Source organism: Qipengyuania nanhaisediminis (genome assembly GCF_900115585.1).
Taxonomy (GTDB): Bacteria; Pseudomonadota; Alphaproteobacteria; order Sphingomonadales; family Sphingomonadaceae; genus Qipengyuania; species Qipengyuania nanhaisediminis.
Genome location: NZ_FOWZ01000001.1, coordinates 526,855 through 545,045, shown reverse-complemented (window position 1 = coordinate 545,045; position 18,191 = coordinate 526,855). Strand labels below are relative to the sequence as shown.

Annotated in this window: 19 protein-coding genes; 7 read left to right on the top strand and 12 right to left on the bottom strand. The window is 61.0% G+C overall.

What is annotated here, in order from left to right:
- The first annotated feature begins 1 nt into the window (after nucleotide 1).
- A complete protein-coding gene (locus BM173_RS02795; protein ID WP_090477091.1) occupies nucleotides 2-331 on the top strand; it encodes a hypothetical protein in 330 nt (109 codons plus the stop codon).
- On the opposite strand, the gene BM173_RS02790 is transcribed toward BM173_RS02795, so the two are convergent.
- Entirely contained in the window at nucleotides 328-1,263 is a 936-nt protein-coding gene (locus BM173_RS02790; protein WP_090477089.1) for an L-threonylcarbamoyladenylate synthase, read from the bottom strand. The two genes, BM173_RS02795 and BM173_RS02790, sit on opposite strands and share 4 nt — an antisense overlap.
- A gap of 48 nt (nucleotides 1,264-1,311) precedes the next feature.
- Between BM173_RS02790 and BM173_RS02785 the strand changes: the two genes are divergently transcribed.
- A complete protein-coding gene (locus tag BM173_RS02785; RefSeq protein ID WP_090477087.1) occupies nucleotides 1,312-3,051 on the top strand; it encodes an acyl-CoA dehydrogenase family protein in 1,740 nt (579 codons plus the stop codon).
- A 20-nt stretch (nucleotides 3,052-3,071) separates the two neighbouring features.
- Here BM173_RS02785 and BM173_RS02780 read toward each other — a convergent pair whose 3' ends face one another.
- A complete protein-coding gene (locus BM173_RS02780; protein WP_090477085.1) occupies nucleotides 3,072-4,523 on the bottom strand; it encodes a PQQ-dependent sugar dehydrogenase in 1,452 nt (483 codons plus the stop codon).
- Between the two features lie 77 nt (nucleotides 4,524-4,600).
- Between BM173_RS02780 and BM173_RS02775 the strand changes: the two genes are divergently transcribed.
- Nucleotides 4,601-5,083, top strand: a complete 483-nt coding sequence (locus BM173_RS02775; protein ID WP_090477084.1) for a GAF domain-containing protein — start codon at nucleotides 4,601-4,603, stop codon at nucleotides 5,081-5,083.
- 99 nt (nucleotides 5,084-5,182) lie between these two features.
- Entirely contained in the window at nucleotides 5,183-5,947 is a 765-nt protein-coding gene (locus BM173_RS14740) for a glycine zipper 2TM domain-containing protein (RefSeq protein WP_245755733.1), read from the top strand.
- 42 nt (nucleotides 5,948-5,989) lie between these two features.
- Here the strand turns inward: BM173_RS14740 and BM173_RS02765 are convergent, their stop codons facing one another.
- The 6 genes from BM173_RS02765 to BM173_RS02740 form a co-directional block, all read right to left on the bottom strand.
- Complete coding sequence (locus BM173_RS02765) at nucleotides 5,990-6,928, bottom strand: ParB/RepB/Spo0J family partition protein (protein WP_090477082.1); 939 nt, start codon at nucleotides 6,926-6,928, stop codon at nucleotides 5,990-5,992.
- Entirely contained in the window at nucleotides 6,925-7,716 is a 792-nt protein-coding gene (locus tag BM173_RS02760; protein WP_090477080.1) for a ParA family protein, read from the bottom strand. The genes BM173_RS02765 and BM173_RS02760 overlap by 4 nt, the downstream gene beginning before the upstream one ends.
- On the bottom strand, nucleotides 7,713-8,342 hold the full coding sequence (gene rsmG / locus BM173_RS02755; RefSeq protein WP_090477078.1) for a 16S rRNA (guanine(527)-N(7))-methyltransferase RsmG: 630 nt from the start codon (nucleotides 8,340-8,342) through the stop codon (nucleotides 7,713-7,715). The genes BM173_RS02760 and rsmG overlap by 4 nt, the downstream gene beginning before the upstream one ends.
- Nucleotides 8,342-10,198 (bottom strand): tRNA uridine-5-carboxymethylaminomethyl(34) synthesis enzyme MnmG, encoded by a 1,857-nt coding sequence (gene mnmG, locus BM173_RS02750; RefSeq protein ID WP_090477076.1) that lies wholly within the window; start codon nucleotides 10,196-10,198, stop codon nucleotides 8,342-8,344. The genes rsmG and mnmG overlap by 1 nt, the downstream gene beginning before the upstream one ends.
- Nucleotides 10,199-10,263: 65 nt before the next feature.
- On the bottom strand, nucleotides 10,264-11,538 hold the full coding sequence (mnmE, locus tag BM173_RS02745; RefSeq protein ID WP_090477075.1) for a tRNA uridine-5-carboxymethylaminomethyl(34) synthesis GTPase MnmE: 1,275 nt from the start codon (nucleotides 11,536-11,538) through the stop codon (nucleotides 10,264-10,266).
- A gap of 14 nt (nucleotides 11,539-11,552) precedes the next feature.
- The gene (locus BM173_RS02740; protein WP_090477074.1) at nucleotides 11,553-11,816 is read right to left on the bottom strand and encodes a DUF6489 family protein; all 264 of its coding nucleotides are present in this window, start codon (nucleotides 11,814-11,816) and stop codon (nucleotides 11,553-11,555) included.
- 110 nt (nucleotides 11,817-11,926) lie between these two features.
- Here BM173_RS02740 and BM173_RS02735 point away from each other — a divergent pair, with 110 nt between their 5' ends.
- The 3 genes from BM173_RS02735 to BM173_RS02725 are packed head-to-tail and all read left to right on the top strand — an operon-like array spanning nucleotide 11,927 to nucleotide 14,621.
- Nucleotides 11,927-12,622, top strand: a complete 696-nt coding sequence (locus tag BM173_RS02735) for a dienelactone hydrolase family protein (RefSeq protein WP_090477073.1) — start codon at nucleotides 11,927-11,929, stop codon at nucleotides 12,620-12,622.
- A gap of 14 nt (nucleotides 12,623-12,636) precedes the next feature.
- Entirely contained in the window at nucleotides 12,637-14,226 is a 1,590-nt protein-coding gene (locus BM173_RS02730; protein WP_177201782.1) for an FMN-binding glutamate synthase family protein, read from the top strand.
- The gene (locus BM173_RS02725) at nucleotides 14,223-14,621 is read left to right on the top strand and encodes a nuclear transport factor 2 family protein (protein WP_090477071.1); all 399 of its coding nucleotides are present in this window, start codon (nucleotides 14,223-14,225) and stop codon (nucleotides 14,619-14,621) included. The genes BM173_RS02730 and BM173_RS02725 overlap by 4 nt, the downstream gene beginning before the upstream one ends.
- A gap of 26 nt (nucleotides 14,622-14,647) precedes the next feature.
- Here the strand turns inward: BM173_RS02725 and BM173_RS02720 are convergent, their stop codons facing one another.
- The 4 genes from BM173_RS02720 to hemE all read right to left on the bottom strand — a co-directional run bounded on the left by BM173_RS02720 (nucleotide 14,648) and on the right by hemE (nucleotide 18,010).
- A complete protein-coding gene (locus tag BM173_RS02720) occupies nucleotides 14,648-15,037 on the bottom strand; it encodes a BLUF domain-containing protein (RefSeq protein ID WP_090477069.1) in 390 nt (129 codons plus the stop codon).
- A gap of 43 nt (nucleotides 15,038-15,080) precedes the next feature.
- A complete protein-coding gene (gene rho / locus BM173_RS02715; RefSeq protein WP_090477067.1) occupies nucleotides 15,081-16,346 on the bottom strand; it encodes a transcription termination factor Rho in 1,266 nt (421 codons plus the stop codon).
- A 163-nt stretch (nucleotides 16,347-16,509) separates the two neighbouring features.
- Complete coding sequence (locus tag BM173_RS02710; protein WP_090477066.1) at nucleotides 16,510-16,953, bottom strand: CopD family protein; 444 nt, start codon at nucleotides 16,951-16,953, stop codon at nucleotides 16,510-16,512.
- A gap of 31 nt (nucleotides 16,954-16,984) precedes the next feature.
- A complete protein-coding gene (gene hemE / locus BM173_RS02705) occupies nucleotides 16,985-18,010 on the bottom strand; it encodes a uroporphyrinogen decarboxylase (protein WP_090477064.1) in 1,026 nt (341 codons plus the stop codon).
- Between the last annotated feature and the right edge of the window lie 181 nt (nucleotides 18,011-18,191).

Here is an 18,191-nt window from a genome sequence, read left to right as displayed (position 1 = left end):
CATGCGCCGCCCAGCCACCCTTGCCCTGATTTTCGCCGCATTTTCCGTAAGCGGCTGCGTAAGCACGCTTGTCGATGTTGCGACCGCTCCCGTAAAGGTTGTGAGCAAAGGTGTAGACCTGGCGACTACCAGCCAGTCGGAAGCCGATGAAAAGCGCGGGCGCGAGATTCGCCGTCGCGAAGAGCGCCTGGCCAATCTGGAACGGGAATACGAAAAGCAGCTGGATGAATGCGAGGAAGGCAATCGCCGAGCCTGCAGCGAGGCGCGCGATACCTACGCCGAGATGCAGCAAATCTTGCCGACTATTCCCGTCGAACCTGACGAAGATTAATCCGGCGGTGTCGCCGCGCGGCGCAGCCTGTCGTTGATCGCCTTGCCGATATCCCGATCCGGGATGGATGCCACAGCCATGCGCGGCTTGTCGGATGCCGCGCCGAGGTGCAGGCAGGCATAGAGGCGTGACGCCGCCTCTTTGAGATCGCCGACCTCGGACAGCGTGCAATCTCCAGCGATATCGCCGAAGCCGATCATGAACTCGTCATCTCCATGGTCGCCAGCATTGAGGCGCAAGGGCTTTCCGGGAGCGTAATGGCTGGCGAGCTGGCCCGGCGCCTCGATGCCCGCAAAGCCGGAAGCCGAGTTGCGCCGCGCAACTTTGACCGGACCCGGTCGTAGCTGGTCGACGTTACCGTCGTCCCGGACAGCAAGAATCGTCGATTCAAGCCCCGCCTGCGACGCTCCCCCATCGATCACCGCATCGATACGGCCATCCAAGGAGGCAAGCACATGCTTCGCACTCGTCGGGCTGATAAAGCCGCTGCGATTGGCGGACGGGGCCGCCAAGGGAAAGTCGACAGCTTCGAGCAATGCCGACATGACAGGATGATCCGGCATACGCAGGGCCAGCGTCGGGAGTCCGGCCGCGACCCTTGCTGCCAGTCCTGCATCTTCCCGCCTGGGCAGTACGAGCGTCAGGGGCCCCGGCCAGTAATCCTGCGCAAGCTCCCTTGCTTTCGCGCTGAATACAGCGAGGCGCTCCGCCCGCTCTATCGTAGGCACATGGACGATGAGCGGATTGAAGCTCGGCCGTCCCTTCGCCTCGTAGATGCGGCCCACTGCTTCTTCACTGTCCGCCCTCGCAGCGAGTCCGTAAACCGTTTCGGTCGGCACTGCGACGAGCCCACCCGCCCGCAGGATCGCCGCGGCACGTGCAATGCCACTTTCGTTCGCCTGAAGCGTTTCCGTAGCGTATTTGCCGCTCATGCCCGCGCGCTATATCTGACGCTCGAGAAAGCCAAGAGGAATGCATTCGTGACCTACACCCCCGCCACCCAGGACCAGCTGCTCGCCATTCGGGTAAATGCCGGAATCGAAGAGCTCGCGACGACCGAGAAATTCGCCGCAGCCGAGCCCGACATGGTCGAGGCTATTGTAGAGGGCGTGGGACAATTCGCGGCAGGGGAATTCGCCCCCCTCAACCGAATCGGTGATCTCGAGGGCGCAAAGCTAGAGAATGGGGTGGTGCGCCTGCCGGACGGGTTCGACTCTGCCTACGAGGCCTATGTCGAACAGGGCTGGAATGCGATCGCGTCCCCTGCCGAATTCGGTGGCCAGGGTCTGCCCTTCACGCTTGCATGCAATGTGCTGGAAAATCTCGGCACGGCAAACATGGCCTTCAACCTTCTGCCTATGCTGAGCGTTGGCGCGATTGAGGCGCTAGAACATCACGGTTCTGGTGAACTGCAGCAGAAATATCTTCCCAAACTGGTTAGTGGTGAATGGTCCGGGACGATGAACCTTACCGAGCCGCAGGCCGGTAGCGACGTGGGCGCCCTCAGGGCAACCGCCGTACCGATCGAAGATGGTGAGCATGCCGGAAAATACCGCATCAAGGGCCAGAAGATCTACATAACCTGGGGCGAACACGAGCTCTCGAAAAATATCATCCATCTCGTGCTGGCCCGGCTGCCGGATGCGCCGGAAGGCAGTAGGGGCATTTCCCTTTTCGTCGTGCCCAAATATCACGTCGATGCCGAGGGCAATCCCGGAGCGCGAAACGACGTGCGCTGCGTCAGCCTCGAGCACAAGCTTGGTATCAACGCCTCGCCCACCTGCGTGATGAGTTATGGCGATAACGACGAATGCATCGGCGAACTGGTCGGCGCTCCGCACCGCGGGCTGATGGCCATGTTCACGATGATGAACAATGCCCGCATCAATGTCGGCAACCAAGGCGTCCAGATTGGCGAGCGCGCGACCCAGCAGGCGCTCGATTACGCTAAGGAGCGGGTGCAATCGGCTCGCGCCGGTTCTCCGGATCGCAATCCCGTGTCGATTATCGAGCATCCTGACGTACGCCGCATGCTCCTGAGGATGAAGGCCCTGACCGAGGGCGCGCGAGCCTTGCTTTACTACACCGCTGGCCAGGTCGATCGCGGAACGCTGGGCGACGATGCGGCGCGCGCGCGTGGCGAAGTCCTGACGCCGCTGATCAAGGCGTGGGGAACGGACATCGGGATCGAAGTCGCCAGCCTTGGCATCCAGGTCCACGGAGGCATGGGATTTGTCGAGGAGACCGGTGCCGCGCAGCATTGGCGCGATTCGCGTATCGCACCGATCTACGAAGGCACTAACGGTATTCAGGCCGCCGACCTCGTTACACGCAAGCTGGGCATGGACGACGGCCAAGCGCTAGTCTCGCTGACGGAAGACATCGCGCGCGACTGCGCCGAAGAACCGGCGTTGTTTGCGCTCGCCGGCGATTGCGCAGCGGTCGCCAAGTGGATGCGCGAGGAAGCCAGCCTCGACGACCGCCTCGCAGGCAGCGTGGCCTTTACGACAATGCTGTCCGTAGCTGTCGCCGCATGGCAGCTGGTGCGCCAGCTGCGCGCCGTAGAGGCTGGAAGCGCACCGGCATTGGCCAAGACCAAGCCGGCGAGCGTCCGGTTCTTCCTCGATCGTATCGTGCCCGAAGCCGCCGGCCTGCGCGCCGCTGCGACAGCAGGTTCGGAAGATCTCTACGCGATCCCCACCGAGGCGCTGCTCGGCTAAGCCAAGTTGCGCCGCGCGACTTAGTCTACAGTCACTTCCCGGGCAAAATCTTCGCCGGAGAACGTCGCGGCTTGCCCTCTAAGCTCACGCTGCGGAGGCAGGCTGCGACCGGTAACCCTTTCGATAGCGCCCTGGGGCGTGGCGCCTGGAGCGCTGACGCGCCAGATGATCCCGGCAGTGTCGTCGCTAACCAGCAGCGAGCCGTCTCCGGCCCATTCGACCCACGTCGGCCGCCCGCGGGTCTTCCCATCACCGGTCAGGAAGCCGCCCAGAACCTCGATCGGCTGCCCGGTCGGGTTTCCGCGGTCGTCGAAAGGAACGTAAACGACGTCGTAGCCCGACGGCGGCTTCCGGTTCCACGAACCGTGGCGCGCAATGAAGGCCCCGCTCGAGAAGCCCTCGCCCAATGCTGCACCTTCGCGGCTGAAGACCAGGCCCAGCGCCGCCACGTGAGGGCCAAGCGCATATTCGGGCGTGCGAATGTAGTTGATGTAAGAGGGGTAGGGATATTTTACGCGGCGATCGAAGTTGTCGCCCCAATATACCCACGGCCAGCCGTATTGCGCGCCTATGGGAACATTGGTGAGGTAATCGGGCACAAGGTCCGACCCGAGCATGTCGCGCTCGTTCACGGTCGTCCAGAGCTCACCCGACCAGGGGCTGAAATCCAGGCCGTTTGCATTGCGAAGCCCGCCGGCGAACATTCGCTGGGTTCCGGAAGCGAGATCAATCTCCCAAATCAGGGCGCGGCCCTCTTCTGCCTCCATACCCTTGTCGCCGATATTGGTATCCGAACCGACCGCCACATAGAGCCTGTCACCGTCAGGGTGGATGGCCAGATTACGCATCCAGTGGCCGCCAGCCGGCGCCAGGTCGGCAACCTTGACCGCTTCGCCAGAAGGTGCGTCGGCACCAAGTTCGTAGGGGAATGCAAGCACTTCGTCGTGATTCGCGACGTAGAGAGTGCCATCCGTCCAGGCGAGGCCCGAAGGAGAATCGAGGCCGTCGATGAGCACCTGGCGCGTTTCTGCAATTCCGTCGCCGTTACCATCCCGAAGCAAGACCACCTGATTAGGCGATTCGCCCCCGGCGCCCGCACGACTCATCAGCAAATCGGCAATCCACGCGGTCAGGCCGCCCCCGTCTTTGGCGGGAGCGCGTGTCAGCGAGACCAGAATATCGCCGTTCGGCAGGGCCTGCAGGGTACGCGGATGGTCCAACCCGTCCGCAAAGCGCTGCACCTGAAAGCCTTCTGCGGCATCCGGCACTTCGCCTTCCTGCCAGCCGATCGGCTCGGCGATCGCAATGGTCGGGAAGGTTTCGGCATCCGGTTCATCGAGACGCGGATCGGTGCCCACCACCTCGTCGAACGGAATGTCGGCCGTGTCGCCGCGCGAGACGAAGAAGAAGACGATCCCGAGGATCACGATTATGACGAGAAGGGCGATGCCCAGCTTTTTGAGGATGCTCATGCGATCCAGCGTTACGCCAGCGAGGCTTGACCCGCAACGCCCCTTGCATCGCGCGCGCCGCCGCCTAGATCGCTGGCATGTTTGATTTTCGTCCCGATCCCGATTGCCCCAAGCCCGAAGCATACCGGCAACTATGCGAGGCGGCGGACGCCCTGACGTCCGGCGAGCCGGATGCCGTCGCCAATATGGCGAACAGCGCTGCCTTGCTTTGGGAGTTCCTTCCAGAGCTGAACTGGGCGGGTTTTTATCGCCTTGTCGAGGGTGAGCTCGTGCTCGGTCCTTTTGTGGGCCGTCCGGCCTGCATCCGGATACCGCTCGGTAGCGGCGTTTGCGGTGTAGCTGCAGCCAAGAACGAAACTCAGTTGGTCGAGGATGTCCACGCGTTTCCGGGGCATATCGCATGCGACGCCGATACCAATTCGGAACTGGTCGTTCCCGTGGTCCGCGAAGGCCAAGTCGTCGCGGTTATCGACCTGGACAGCCCCCAAAAGGCTCGCTTCGACAATGAAGACCGCGCCGGGATAGAGAAACTGGCCGCGATCCTGTCCGACCGGATCTGATTCTGCCCCGCAATAAGACGGTCGGCAGCGGCGCTTTGCGATAACGGGCCCGGCTTGGTATTTCGGCTCGAGTAGCCTTTGCCTCATGGAGTCTCGGGAATGAAGAATTTCGCCATCGCCCTGTCCGGCGCAGCTCTGTGTGCGTTCACCCCAGTGTCTGCCCAGACGTCCGAAGGGGACGCGGCAAGCGCGGGCGACGCACCGGCAGACCGGGGAATTGAGGTCGAAGTCGTTGAAACGGTATTTCCGACGGAGCGCGTCATTCCGAGGCGCCAACCGCCGGTCGTTATCGAGAGAGTCGAGATCGAGGACGTCCCTGACCGAGCAGGAGCCAACTTTACCCGAACCCCTTCAGTACCGACCGCGCGACGCGTGGTGACGAAACGGCGAATGTACACTCAGGGCAGTCAGGGCGAGCAGGTGGAGGTCATCGGTCTTCCCGCCGGTGCGCATGTCGTGCAATTCGATCGAGAGGCATGGCTTGCGGAATGCCGTAGCCGATTGGCAACTTATGACGAGACCGATCGGGGCAAGGTTCTAGGCGCTTTGGTTGGCGGAGCGATCGGCGGGGTAGCCGGAAATCGAATAGCCGGCGACGGGAATCGCTCGCTCGGCACCGTCGTAGGAGCAGGCGTGGGCGCAGCAGCGGGTAGCGCTGTCGGGGATTCCGTAGACGACGCGCGGCGTGGAGCAGCCTCGCTCTATGGAGAATGCGAGGCCTACCTCGACGACTATATGGAAAGTGCCGCTGCAGGCGAGCTACGTCACTCGCCAAGCTATTATGGCCAGGAGTATATGCTGGTGCCGGTGACGGTTTCCGAGCCACAGAAGGCTGTCTATCGGGAAGTCACTCCGGAAGAATGATCTATCGATTTTAAGCTATTGATTTTGCGTTTTTTCTCAAATTCAGATGTCCCCGCCTGTGAGGCGCTGACAGATAAGATCAAGCTGGTCTAGCGTATGGTAGCGGATGGTGACCGTCCCCGTGCTCGGCGTCTCGTCCGTCTTGATCCGCACCGGCAAACCGAGAAATTCCTCGAGATGGCCCTGTACGGCCGCAATATCCGCATCCGTTTCGGCTTCGGGGATCTGGGGTTTGACGCGACCTGAGGCTGCCGGGCGAGATGCCTTGCGTACGAGTTTCTCGACTTCGCGGACCGAAAGCCCTTCCTTCGCTGCACGTGCCGCAATGGCAGACGCGTCGTCATTGCCGATCAAGGCGCGCGCATGGCCCATTGAAAGCTTGGAGTTGGCCAGGAGATCCTGGACATCGTCGGGCAAGGCCAGTAAGCGCTGCAAATTGGCGATGTGGCTACGGGATTTGTCGACCAAGCCCGCGATTTCGGCCTGAGTCATGCCCTCGTCTTCCGCGAGTTTCTGATATGCGCGGGCCTCTTCCAAAGGATTGAGATCCTCGCGCTGGAGATTCTCGATAAGCGCCAAAGCGAGGACTTCGCGCTCTTCCAGATCGCGAACGATCGCGGGGATCTGGTGAAGTCGCGCCCGCTGGGCAGCGCGCCAGCGACGTTCGCCGGCCACCAGCCGATATTTGCCGCTCGCCCTCGCAGTGACGATGACGGGCTGGATCACGCCCCGCTGGGCGATGGATGCGGCCAGTTCGTCGAGCGCCTCGTCGTCGAAATGCGTCCTTGGCTGCCCGGGCAATGGTTCGATATCGGCAACGGGGATTGAGCTGAGCCCCGAGGTGACAGAAGGCGCAGCTGCACTAGCCAACTCGTTGCTTTCGTTACCGGAATTGACCAGCGGCTCCTCGCGCTGGACTTCTCCAAGCAGCGCGCCGAGCCCGCGGCCAAGCTTCTTCTTGCGATCGATTGCCTGGCTCATGCGGCCTTCCTCCTCTCGGGCAGTCTTCCGATTAATTCGCGCGCCAATCCGATGTAGGCGCGACTACCGGGACAATTGTGGTCATAGACGAGCGCCGGCATGCCGTGGCTGGGCGCTTCGGATAGCCGCACATTACGCGGGATTACGTTCTCGAAGACGAGCTTCCCAAGGCAATCACGGACATCGTCCGCGACCTGGTCGGTGAGCCGGTTGCGACGATCGAACATGGTGAGCGCTATTCCGACGATACCCAGGTCCGGATTGAAGCGTTGCTGGACACGTTCGACCGTCTGCAACAGTTGGCTCAGCCCCTCCAGCGCAAAGAATTCGCATTGCAATGGCACTAGAAGCGTATCGGCTGCTCCCAAAGCGTTCAGGGTCAGAAGCCCCAAAGACGGCGGGCAATCGATAAAACAAATATCGTAACTTCCGAAACCGGTTGTGCCTGACTGTGCCAGCGCTTTCGACAGGCGCGCAGTGCGGTCATCGACGGCGACCAGCTCCACCTCGGCTCCTGATAGGTCCTGGGTCGCGGGAACGATGTCGAGGCCGGGAATTTCAGTCGGCTGCGCGCATTGCGCCAAGGTGCCTTGCTCGAGCAGAAGATCGTAGCTGGAATACTTCCGATCAACGCCCTCAATCCCCATACCGGTCGACGCGTTGCCCTGAGGGTCAAGGTCGATGAGGAGGGTTTTCCAGCCGGTGGCGGCCATCGCGGTTGCGATATTGATGGCCGTGGTCGTTTTGCCCACGCCACCCTTCTGATTGGCAATTGCGACGGTAATCACGCTTTTTCCCTCACTTTGCCCCGACCAACAACAATTCCCGCCTCCCGATCCGTGAGTGACTGTTCCACGTGGAACATTTTCGACTCCCGTCCGGGTAGCTCCTGCACTTCATGAGCCGCAGAACGCCCTTTCGGCAACACCCAGCGTGTGTCGTCTGTGGAGAAGCGTGCGGATAAACGCAGCAGTTTGGCAAGCGGCGCAAACGCGCGAGCCGAAATAATTCCAGCCTCGACTGTCGTGACTTGCTCTAAACGACACCCTTCGATGCGGCAATTTTCCAGGCCAAGCTCCGAGCTCATTCTTTCGAGCCACTCCACCCGTAAACGGCGGGACTCGATCAGCACAAACTCAATTTCGGGCCGCAAGATCGCAAGGACCAACCCGGGAAAGCCGGCACCACTCCCCAAATCTAGCCAAGGGCCCTTTGTTTCACGTGGAACGTGGTCCAGCAATTGCGCCGAGTCTGCGAAATGGCGGACCCAGATGTGGTCCAGCGAACCCTTGGCCACAAGGTTCTGGCGCTGATTCTCTTCTTTCAGCCGTTCGGAAAGCTCTGACAGGGAGTGAATAGCTCGCGCCCCGCCCTTCTCTTCAATGTAGGCTCGCGCTTCTTTTTCCCGCTCCATCACAGGGCTTGAACCTCTTGCGCACGCTTCACATGTACCATCAACGCGGCGAGAGCTGACGGGGTAACTCCGGGTATTCGCCCTGCCGCCGATAAAGTTGGAGGCTTTGCGGCTGTCAAACGCTCGACCATTTCGTTGGACAGGCCAGGTACTTCTGCAAAAGCGAACTCCTCCGATATCCGCAGATGCTCGCCCGCACGAAGCTCGCGCAGCTCAGCATCTTGGCGCTCAAGATAAGGCGAGTAGAAGGCATCCTCCGCCATCTCGACGGCGAGCGAGTCCGAGGCATCGAAACCATCAAGGTGAGAGGCAAGATCTTGCAGCATGACGTGACCGCCCTTCAACCATTCCCGAGCGCTTCGACCGCGCGCATCCGGCTTCACCGAGCGGGCGCTGGACTGCAGATCTTTGGCGGAGATCGTCTGCGAGAGAAACGCATCGATCATGTCGCGCCTGCCCTCACGCTCCTCAAACCACCGGCGGCGCCCCTCGCCAACCAGTCCGACGTCGATCCCCAAGGGTGTGAGGCGTGTGTCGGCATTGGCTGCGCGTAGCCGCAGCCGATATTCCGCACGCGATGTGAGCATGCGATATGGCTCCGTCACACCCTGCAGGGTGAGATCGTCGATCATCACGGCGATGTATGAATTTGCCCGATCGAGCTGCGCGCCCTCGGTCTCAAGCGCCCTCCCCGCCGCATGCATTCCGGCCACAAGCCCTTGTGCTGCGGCTTCCTCGTAACCGGTCGTGCCATTGATCTGACCTGCGCAATACAAACCGGGTATCGCTCGCACCTCGAGAGTTGAACGGAGGGCGCGTGGATCGATGTGATCATACTCGACGGCATAGCCCGGCACCTCCATCGATACTTTCTCCAAGCCTTCTATCGCGCGGAGCATGTCCAGCTGCACGTCGACCGGAAGCGAAGTACTTATGCCGTTGGGGTAGACCGCACGCGTCGAGAGGCCTTCCGGCTCGAGGAAGATCTGGTGCCCGTCCCGATCTCCAAAGCGATGGATCTTGTCCTCGATCGAAGGACAATAGCGCGGACCAGCGGCGCCAATCGCGCCCGAGAATAGCGGTGATCGCTCAAGATTACTGCGGATGATGTCGTGGGATGCCTCGTTGGTGCGGGTGATTGCGCAAAAGACCTGGGGGTTTGCCCGTCCACTCGACAGGGACGACATAGTCCACTGCTCTTCGTCCGATGGCTGAACATCCAACCGAGCCCAATCGATTGTCCTCCCATCGAGGCGGGGCGGAGTTCCAGTCTTGAGGCGCGCCATCGGCAAATCAGCACCACGCAGCTGCTCTGCCAGACGATGTGCGGCATTCTCCCCGATGCGCCCACCTTCGAAACGCTCCTCGCCGCGGAATAACGTGCCCCCGAGGAAGGTTCCGGTACACAGAATGACCGAGCGCGCCTCGATAGAACTACCGTCGGCAAGCTCAATGCCCGTAACGGTGCCATCTGCGAGCCTCAGCGCCGCCGCTTCCCCCTCAACCAGTGTCAGATTGGATTGAGAATGTACGATGCCCTGCACCGCCGCATGGAATAGCGCGCGATCCGCTTGCACACGCGGTCCCCATACGGCACTGCCTTTTGACCGATTGAGCATCCGGTAATGGATTGCCGCCGCGTCGGCAGCACGGCCGATCACCCCGTCGAGAGCATCCACCTCCCTCACTAGGTGACCCTTCCCGAGCCCGCCGATTGCAGGATTACAGCTCATCGCACCGATCTTCGACAGGTCGAAACTGACGAGAGCCGTATCAGCGCCCATCCGCGCAGACGCGCAGGCCGCCTCAACGCCAGCGTGCCCGCCGCCGATCACTATGGTGTCAAATCTTTGCATAAAGCGCCCGATAAATGTGTTTGCCTATCGGGTCAAAGCCTCGCGGTGTTCCACGTGAAACAATCTCATTTCCCGATGCAGAAGCGCCCGAACAAGGCGTCGAGAACTTCCTCGGTCGATTGGCGGCCAAGCAGCCTGTCAAATGCCCTGCGGGCGAGCCTTAAGCGCTCCCCTATGAGGAGGAGGTCATCACCCTCTCCAATCCCCTCCAGAGCATCGAATGCGTGACCGAGCGCCTCGGCCTGGCGTTGGTTGAAGGCAGCCATCCCGCGCTTGGGGACCAAGCCCCTCGCCCTCGCCACCAAATCCTCCACCAAGCGCTCCAGCCCGACACCGCTGGCGGCCGAGAGTGTGTGATCAGCGTTCTTCTTTCCAGTCCCTTCGAGATCGCATTTGGCCGCAATCTCCAATGCACCTTCCGGGCCTTCTCCTTCAGCGCCAAGCCAAAGGACGATATCGGCCTTCTCGAGCTCTTTGCGCGCGCGGTCGATGCCGATGGCCTCAACCAGGGCCGCGCCATCGTCCCTGAGGCCGGCAGTGTCGATCAATACGAATGGCATGCCCTCGAACGCCACCGGCCTCTCGATAACGTCACGGGTAGTCCCCGCTTCATCGGTGACGATCGCAGCGCCTTCGTTGAGAAGAGCATTGAATAGAGAGGATTTTCCGGCGTTCGGCGGACCGGCAAGCACGACCCTGATGCCATCGCGCAGCCGCTCTGCACGCGGAGCCTGCAGCGCGCCGCGAATATCTGCCAAGACTGCTGACAACCCATCCTGAAAGGCGGGCGGCAACACCTCCACATCATCCTCGTCAGAAAAATCGAGCGCCGCCTCGACATAGGCGGACAAGCCGAGAACCTGCGATCGCCACACATCGACCTGGCTAGAAAGCGCGCCGTCGGCAGAGGCCTGGGCTGCGAGCCTCTGCAATTCGGTTTCTGCCGCCAGCAGGTCCGCCAGACCTTCCGCCTCGGCGAGATCCAGCACACCATTCGCGAATGCCCTTCTGGTGAATTCGCCGGGCTCCGCTCTACGCAACCCCGGGATCGAACCCAGTGCACCCTCGATCGCAGCGACAACGGCGCGCCCACCATGGCAATGGATTTCCGCCAGCTCTTCCCCCGTGGCTGTTTGCAGGCCGTCGAACCAGAGGACGAGCGCACGGTCCAGAACGCCCCCTGCCCCGTCCCTCAGGGTCCGCAGCGTTGCCCGGCGAGGCTCCGGCACTTTTCCTGCAAGCCGCTCCAGAGCCTCCCGCGCACTTCCACCGCTGATCCTGATGATCCCGATAGCGGCAGGAGGCGATCCGCTCGAAAGAGCGAAGATCGTATCACTCATGAGGAAGAGCTATCCTAGTCGTCCGAAGACTTGGTGGTCTTGCCGGAAGTGCGCGCAGCATTGGCGCCTTCCATAAAGCTCTGGAACAGCTTGAAACCGGCCTGCCCCATAGGAGCGAGCTGCCGCGCGTATTCCTGCAGCTGGTCCGGACTGGAAACGCCCTTCATCGCTTTCGACATCATATCGACGTAGACATCGTTCGCCTTTCCGACATCGGGCAGGCCCATGAAGGTCCGCGCCTCCTCTGGCGTACAGTCGATTTCGATTTGGACCTTCATCGCGTTTCCTCCGTTGAATGCCCAGAAGACATCTGGGTCTTTCCATATCTGGGTTTGCCAGCCCCGCGCCACAAGCGCTAGGCCTGCAACTATCTAGGGAGAATACACGCATGAGCGAACTGGTCACCATCTCCACACTCGATGGCGCAAACACATTCAACGCGTATGTCGCGAGGCCGGCCGACAAGCCGAAGGCCGCGATCGTAGTCATCCAGGAGATTTTCGGAATCAACGCCGGAATTCGCCGCAAGTGCGACAAGCTCGCGGAAGACGGATACCTGGCGGTGGCCCCGGACCTGTTCTGGCAATTCGAGGATGGCATCGAACTCGATCCCGATATCGAGCCGGAAATGAATAAAGCTTTGGATTTATTCGGCAAGTTCGACCAGGACCAAGGCGTCCGGGACATCGAGGCGGCGATCAAATATGCACGCGGCCAAGGGTGCTCCAAGGTCGGCGCGGTCGGATACTGTCTTGGCGGACGGCTCGCCTACATGACCGCGGCACGTACGGACAGCGATGCGACGGTCGGATATTACGCCGTCGGCGTCGACAATCTTCTGGACGAAAAGCACGCCATCGCGAACCCGCTCATGCTCCACATCCCGACCGAGGACGGTTTCGTGGACAAGGAAACCCAGGCAGCCATGCATGCCGGCCTCGACGACCACCCCAAGGTAACGCTTCACGATTACGAGGGTCTCGATCACGGCTTCGCGACGGAGTTTGGTAATCGTCGAAGTGATGAAGCTGCGAACCTTGCCGACCGCCGCACGAGCGAGTTTTTTGCCGAACACCTGGCCTGAAGGCGTCGATCCAAATGGAAAAGCTCCCCTTCCGGTACATTATCCCGGTCCTTCTCTACGCGCTGGTGGCGATTGCCGGACTATGGGAGCCGGCAAGGTGGTTGCTGTGGATCCTGGTTCCCGCTCTGCTTGTTGCAGTCTGGGATTTTTCGCAGGAAAAACATACCCTTAGAAGGAATTACCCGCTCATCGCCCGGATCAGGTGGATCATGGAGGACCTGCGCCCCTTCGCCCAGTCCTACGTGGTCGAAGGGGATCTCGAGGGCAGGCCGTTCAGCCACCAGGCTCGCGCGCTTGTTTATGCACGGGCCAAGGGCGACCTCGACTCGCACCCCATGGGGACCGAGCTCGACGTCTATTCAGACGAGTATGAGTGGGTCGGCCACTCGATTGCCCCCTCCTCCACCGCGCCCGAGGAATGGCGCGTGACGGTCGGCGAAAACACTTGCGCCAAGCCGTACTCATCGTCCCTCCTCAATATCTCCGCCATGAGCTTCGGGTCGCTTTCCGGACGTGCGATCGAAGCGCTTAACGCCGGCGCGAAAGAGGGTAACTTCGCGCACAACACCGGCGAAGGCTCGATCAGCAAGTATCATCGCAAGCCCGGAGGCGACCTGATCTGGGAATTGGGAAGCGGCTATTTCGGCGCAAGGGCCAAGGATGGCCGGTTCGATCCGGACCAATTCAAGGAAAACGCCGCCTCCGACCAGGTCAAGATGATCGAACTGAAACTGAGCCAGGGGGCCAAGCCCGGTCACGGCGGCGTCCTGCCCGGCGCAAAGGTGACCAAGGAAATCGCAGAAGCCCGCGGTGTGCCGGTTGGGGAAACCGTCACCTCACCGGCAGCACACCCGGAATTCGACACACCGATCGAAATGCTCGAGTTCGTGACAAGGCTGCGCGAATTATCGGGCGGCAAGCCTGTCGGCATCAAGCTGTGCGTGGGCCTTCCTCACGAGATTTTCGCTGTCGGGAAAGCGATGCTGGAAACCGGGATGCACCCGGATTTCATCACCGTCGATGGCGCGGAAGGCGGGACGGGCGCCGCACCTCTCGAGCTTTCCAATTCTGTCGGAATGCCCCTGCGTGAAGGGCAGATCTTCGTACGCAACATGCTTGTGGGCACCGGCCTGCGCGATAAGGTCAAAATTGCCACGTCAGGCAAGATCCACTCGGGCGCCCAAATGGCCAAGAGCTTCGCCCTCGGTGCCGACTGGTGCAATGCGGCGCGGCCTTTCATGTTCTCACTCGGCTGCGTGCAGTCGATGAACTGTCACAAGGGCACCTGCCCTACGGGCATCGCCACACAGGAAGAGTGGCGTCAGCGCGGCCTGATCGTCGAGGACAAAGCCCCGCGCGTAGCCCGTTTCCAGCGACAAACGCTACATTCTTTGCGCGAGATCACGATCGCCATGGGTCTCGATAAGCCCTGGGACATGAAACCGCTCGATATGCGAGAACGGATCAATGGTGCGCGATCTGATGCCTTCGACAAGATATACTATTTTGCCGAACCGGGTGTGCTGCTCGACAAGCCGTCTTCCACTCCCCTCGCCCGCCATTGGGAGGCGGCGAGAGCCGACAGCTTCCGGAGGCATGCATGAGCGCAAAAATCGGTTTGAAGCGATGGCATGAGGTAATCGATGCCGGGTCGCAGCCGGAGGACCTCGCCGCAATCATCCGGGAAGATGCCCAGTTCCACTCACCCGTCGTGCACACGCCGCAAAAGGGCCGCGACTTGGTGGTGGGTTATCTCTCCGCTGCGGGCAAGACTCTTGGGAACGACAGTTTCGCCTATGTGCGCGAACTGGTCGACGGCCCGAACGCCATGCTGGAATTCACTACGGAAATGGGCGGGATACACGTCAACGGCATCGACCTGATCGAGTTTGACGAAGCCGGTATGATCGTGGATTTCAAGGTGATGGTGAGACCACTCAAGGCGGTCAACAAGGTCTGGGAAGAAATGGCCGCAATGCTGCAAAAGCAGGCCGGCTGAGCTGCTGACCGGCTCTCTTGAGAGGTCTATTTTCCCAGGAAGCCATCCACCAGCGCGAAGATCTCCGGCCCGCCGGGCTTGGTCGACAGTTTGCGCCTCAATTCCTCGAGGGCCGGCTCGGCCGAAAAGGAAATCAGGTGCTTCATTTCCCAATCGGGAAACCAGCGCTCGTCTGCCGCACTGCGGTGCAGGACCTCGATGGTGTGGTGCCTTGGATCCGCTTCGAGGTCTTCCAGCAAGGCCTGGAGCGCCAATGCCGGTCCTTCGATCATCTGCAGGAAGCGGTCCGCATCGTACAGCAGGAAGCCTGTCACCGCGCGCTTGGGATTGTTGCGTGCCGAAACCTCCACGATCTCGAACACGTCGGGCGTGTCGGTGCCTTTCGAGGCGATGCTGCTGTAGACGATCCGATCCACTGAAGTGCCGCACGGCGGGGCGGGCCCGCCGTGCCTCGTCCTCCTACTGGTTCATATTGGCGAAGAAGTCTTCGTTGGTCTTGGAATCCTTCATCTTGTCGAGGAGGAATTCCATCGCATCGACCGTGCCCATCTGCATGAGGATACGGCGCAGGACCCACATCTTCGACAGCTTGTCCTTCTCGACCAGCAGTTCTTCCTTGCGGGTACCGGACTTGCCGACGTCGAGAGCCGGGAAAATGCGCTTGTCGGCAACCTTGCGGTCGAGGACGATTTCGCTGTTACCCGTGCCCTTGAACTCTTCGAAGATAACTTCGTCCATGCGGCTGCCGGTATCGATCAGCGCGGTCGCAATGATGGACAGTGAGCCACCTTCCTCGATGTTACGCGCCGCACCGAAGAAGCGCTTAGGGCGCTGGAGGGCATTGGCATCGACACCGCCGGTGAGCACCTTACCCGAGCTGGGCACCACGGTGTTGTAGGCGCGGCCAAGGCGGGTGATGGAGTCGAGCAGGATGACGACATCGCGCTTGTGCTCGACAAGACGTTTCGCCTTCTCGATCACCATTTCGGCGACCTGGACGTGGCGGTTTGCAGGTTCGTCGAAGGTCGAGGAAATAACTTCGCCCTTCACGCTGCGCTGCATGTCGGTGACTTCTTCCGGACGCTCGTCGACGAGCAGGACCAGGAGGAAGACTTCCGGATGGTTATCGGTGATCGCCTTGGCGATGTTCTGCAGCAGGACGGTCTTACCGGTACGCGGCGGAGCGACGATCAGCGCGCGCTGACCCTTACCCTGCGGCGAGATGATATCGATCACGCGTGCCGACTTGTCCTGGACCGTCGGATCGAGCGTATCGAGCGACAGCTTCTGTTCCGGGTAGAGCGGGGTCAGGTTATCGAAATTGGTGCGGTGGCGGACCTGGTCGGGATCTTCGAAATTGACGCTGGTCAGCTTCGTCAGCGCGAAATAGCGCTCGCCTTCCTTGGGTGCGCGGATTTCACCTTCGACAGTGTCACCGGTGCGCAGGCCCCATTTACGGACCTGGTTCGGCGAGACGTAGATATCGTCGGGACCGGCGAGATAATTCGCCTCGGGGCTGCGCAGGAAGCCGAAGCCGTCTTGCAGCACTTCGATCGTGCCGATGCCCATGATCTTTTCGTCATATTCTTCATCTTCCGCCAGTTCGCGAAGAATGCAGAACATGAGGTCCTGGCGGCGCATGGTCGATGCGCCTTCGACGCCCAGTTCCTCGGCCATTGCCACGAGGTCTGCGGGCGCTTTTGCTTTCAAATCTTTGAGATGCATGTGTTTTTACTCAGGTATATGGAATGGCCGGCGGGTCGGTATGGGCTTGGAGAAAGCAGACCCGGCACCCTTTTGAATCGCGGGGGCCTCTTGCCGGTTGGTGGAATGCAGATAAATGTAGCCCCGCCTGCCGTCAATCGGCAAACGATGGTCGCGGCCAGCGTCAGAACGGTTTGACGATCACCAGGACGACAATCACCGCAAGCAGGATGCCGGGCACTTCGCCGTACAGCCGCAACTGTTTTTCGCTAAGCGGGCGGCCGCCTCTCGACATGGCCTTCGACTTGGCGACCATGAATCCGTGAAAGCCGGTCAGAAGCAGCACGAACAGCAGTTTCGCATGAAACCAGCCCTGATCGAAGGCACCGATACTCATCGCAAGCGCGAGACCAAGGACCCAGACGACGATCAGGCTCGGCGTCAGGATGATCTTGCGCAGCAGGCCCATGCGCTTGGCCCATGTCGCTTCCTCGTCGGATCCCACCGCGGCTTCGTGGCAGTAGATCATCTGGCGCGGGAGCATAAACAGACCGGCCATCCAGAACACCATGAAAATGATGTGGCCGGCCTTCAGCCAAAGATAGGTCATCGCAAGAATATCCTGCATGCAGTCGATGTAGGGATAGCAGGCAGCTTCGTCACCCCTGCCAGCCTCGGACGGTTGCAATCAGGCGCTCCACATTCGCAATCGGGGTGCGGCGATCGATGCCGTGACCCAGGTTGAAGACATGGGGCCGGTCGGAAAAAGCCTCGAGGATTGTCTCGATGCGCGTTTCGAGGGCCGGACTACCCGAAAGCAGCAGAAGCGGGTCCAGATTGCCTTGTACGGCAATCCCAGCCGGTAATTCGCGCGCGACCCACACCGGATCGAGCGTTTCATCGACCCCGACGGCCTTCACACCGGTTTGACGGGCATAGGCAGGGAGCTTTTCACCAGCCCCCTTCGGAAAGCCGATGATGGGCGTTTCGGGATGTCGCTCGGCCAGCGCCGTAACGATCTTCGCATTGGGAGCGATGACCCAGCGTTCGAATTCATCGGGCGCCAGACTGCCGGCCCAGCTGTCGAAAAGCTGGACGGCTTCTGCCCCGGCCTCGATCTGACCGGAAAGGTATTCGATCGTCTCATGGGCGATCGCATCGATGATCGCCTGCAGTTTGCCCGGGTCTCGATAAGCCATGGCCCGCGCATCGTGCTGGTCGCGGCTCCCCTCGCCCGCGACCATGTAGGTCGCAACTGTCCACGGGCTACCAGCAAAGCCGAGCATCGTAGTATCGCTCGATAGACGCTGACGGCAAAGGCGAACCGTTTCGTAAATCGGTTCATAGCGGGAGCGGTCGGGACTTAACCCGTCGAGGTCGGCATCCACCAGCGGCGGGGAAAGTTTCGGGCCTTCGCCTGCCAGGAATTCGAGATGCTGACCCAGCGCATGGGGCACGATCAGGATATCGGAGAAGAGGATCGCTCCGTCGAACCCGAACCTGTCGATCGGCTGCATCGTGATCTCGCAAGCCGCCTCGCTGTCGTAAGCCATCGCGAGGAACCCACCCTTCTCGGCGCGCAATTCGCGGTATTCGGGAAGGTATCGACCGGCCTGGCGCATGAGCCAGAGCGGCACCTTGTCAGCGCGCTTACCGTTCAGAGTGTCGAGCAGAAGGCCGGGCATCGAGAGAGAGTCCAATCCAATAAATAAGTATTATTATAAGAGTTGAAGGAGTCTGTTGGCCCTGTGGATATCGGGCATAGCCGCCCCCTGCCCCATTTCTCCCGCAAGGAAAAGGCCGGATGCCGGATTGCGACTCGTGGCAGGCCGTGAGTCGAGTCAAACTTATCCCGCTTCTCCCCAG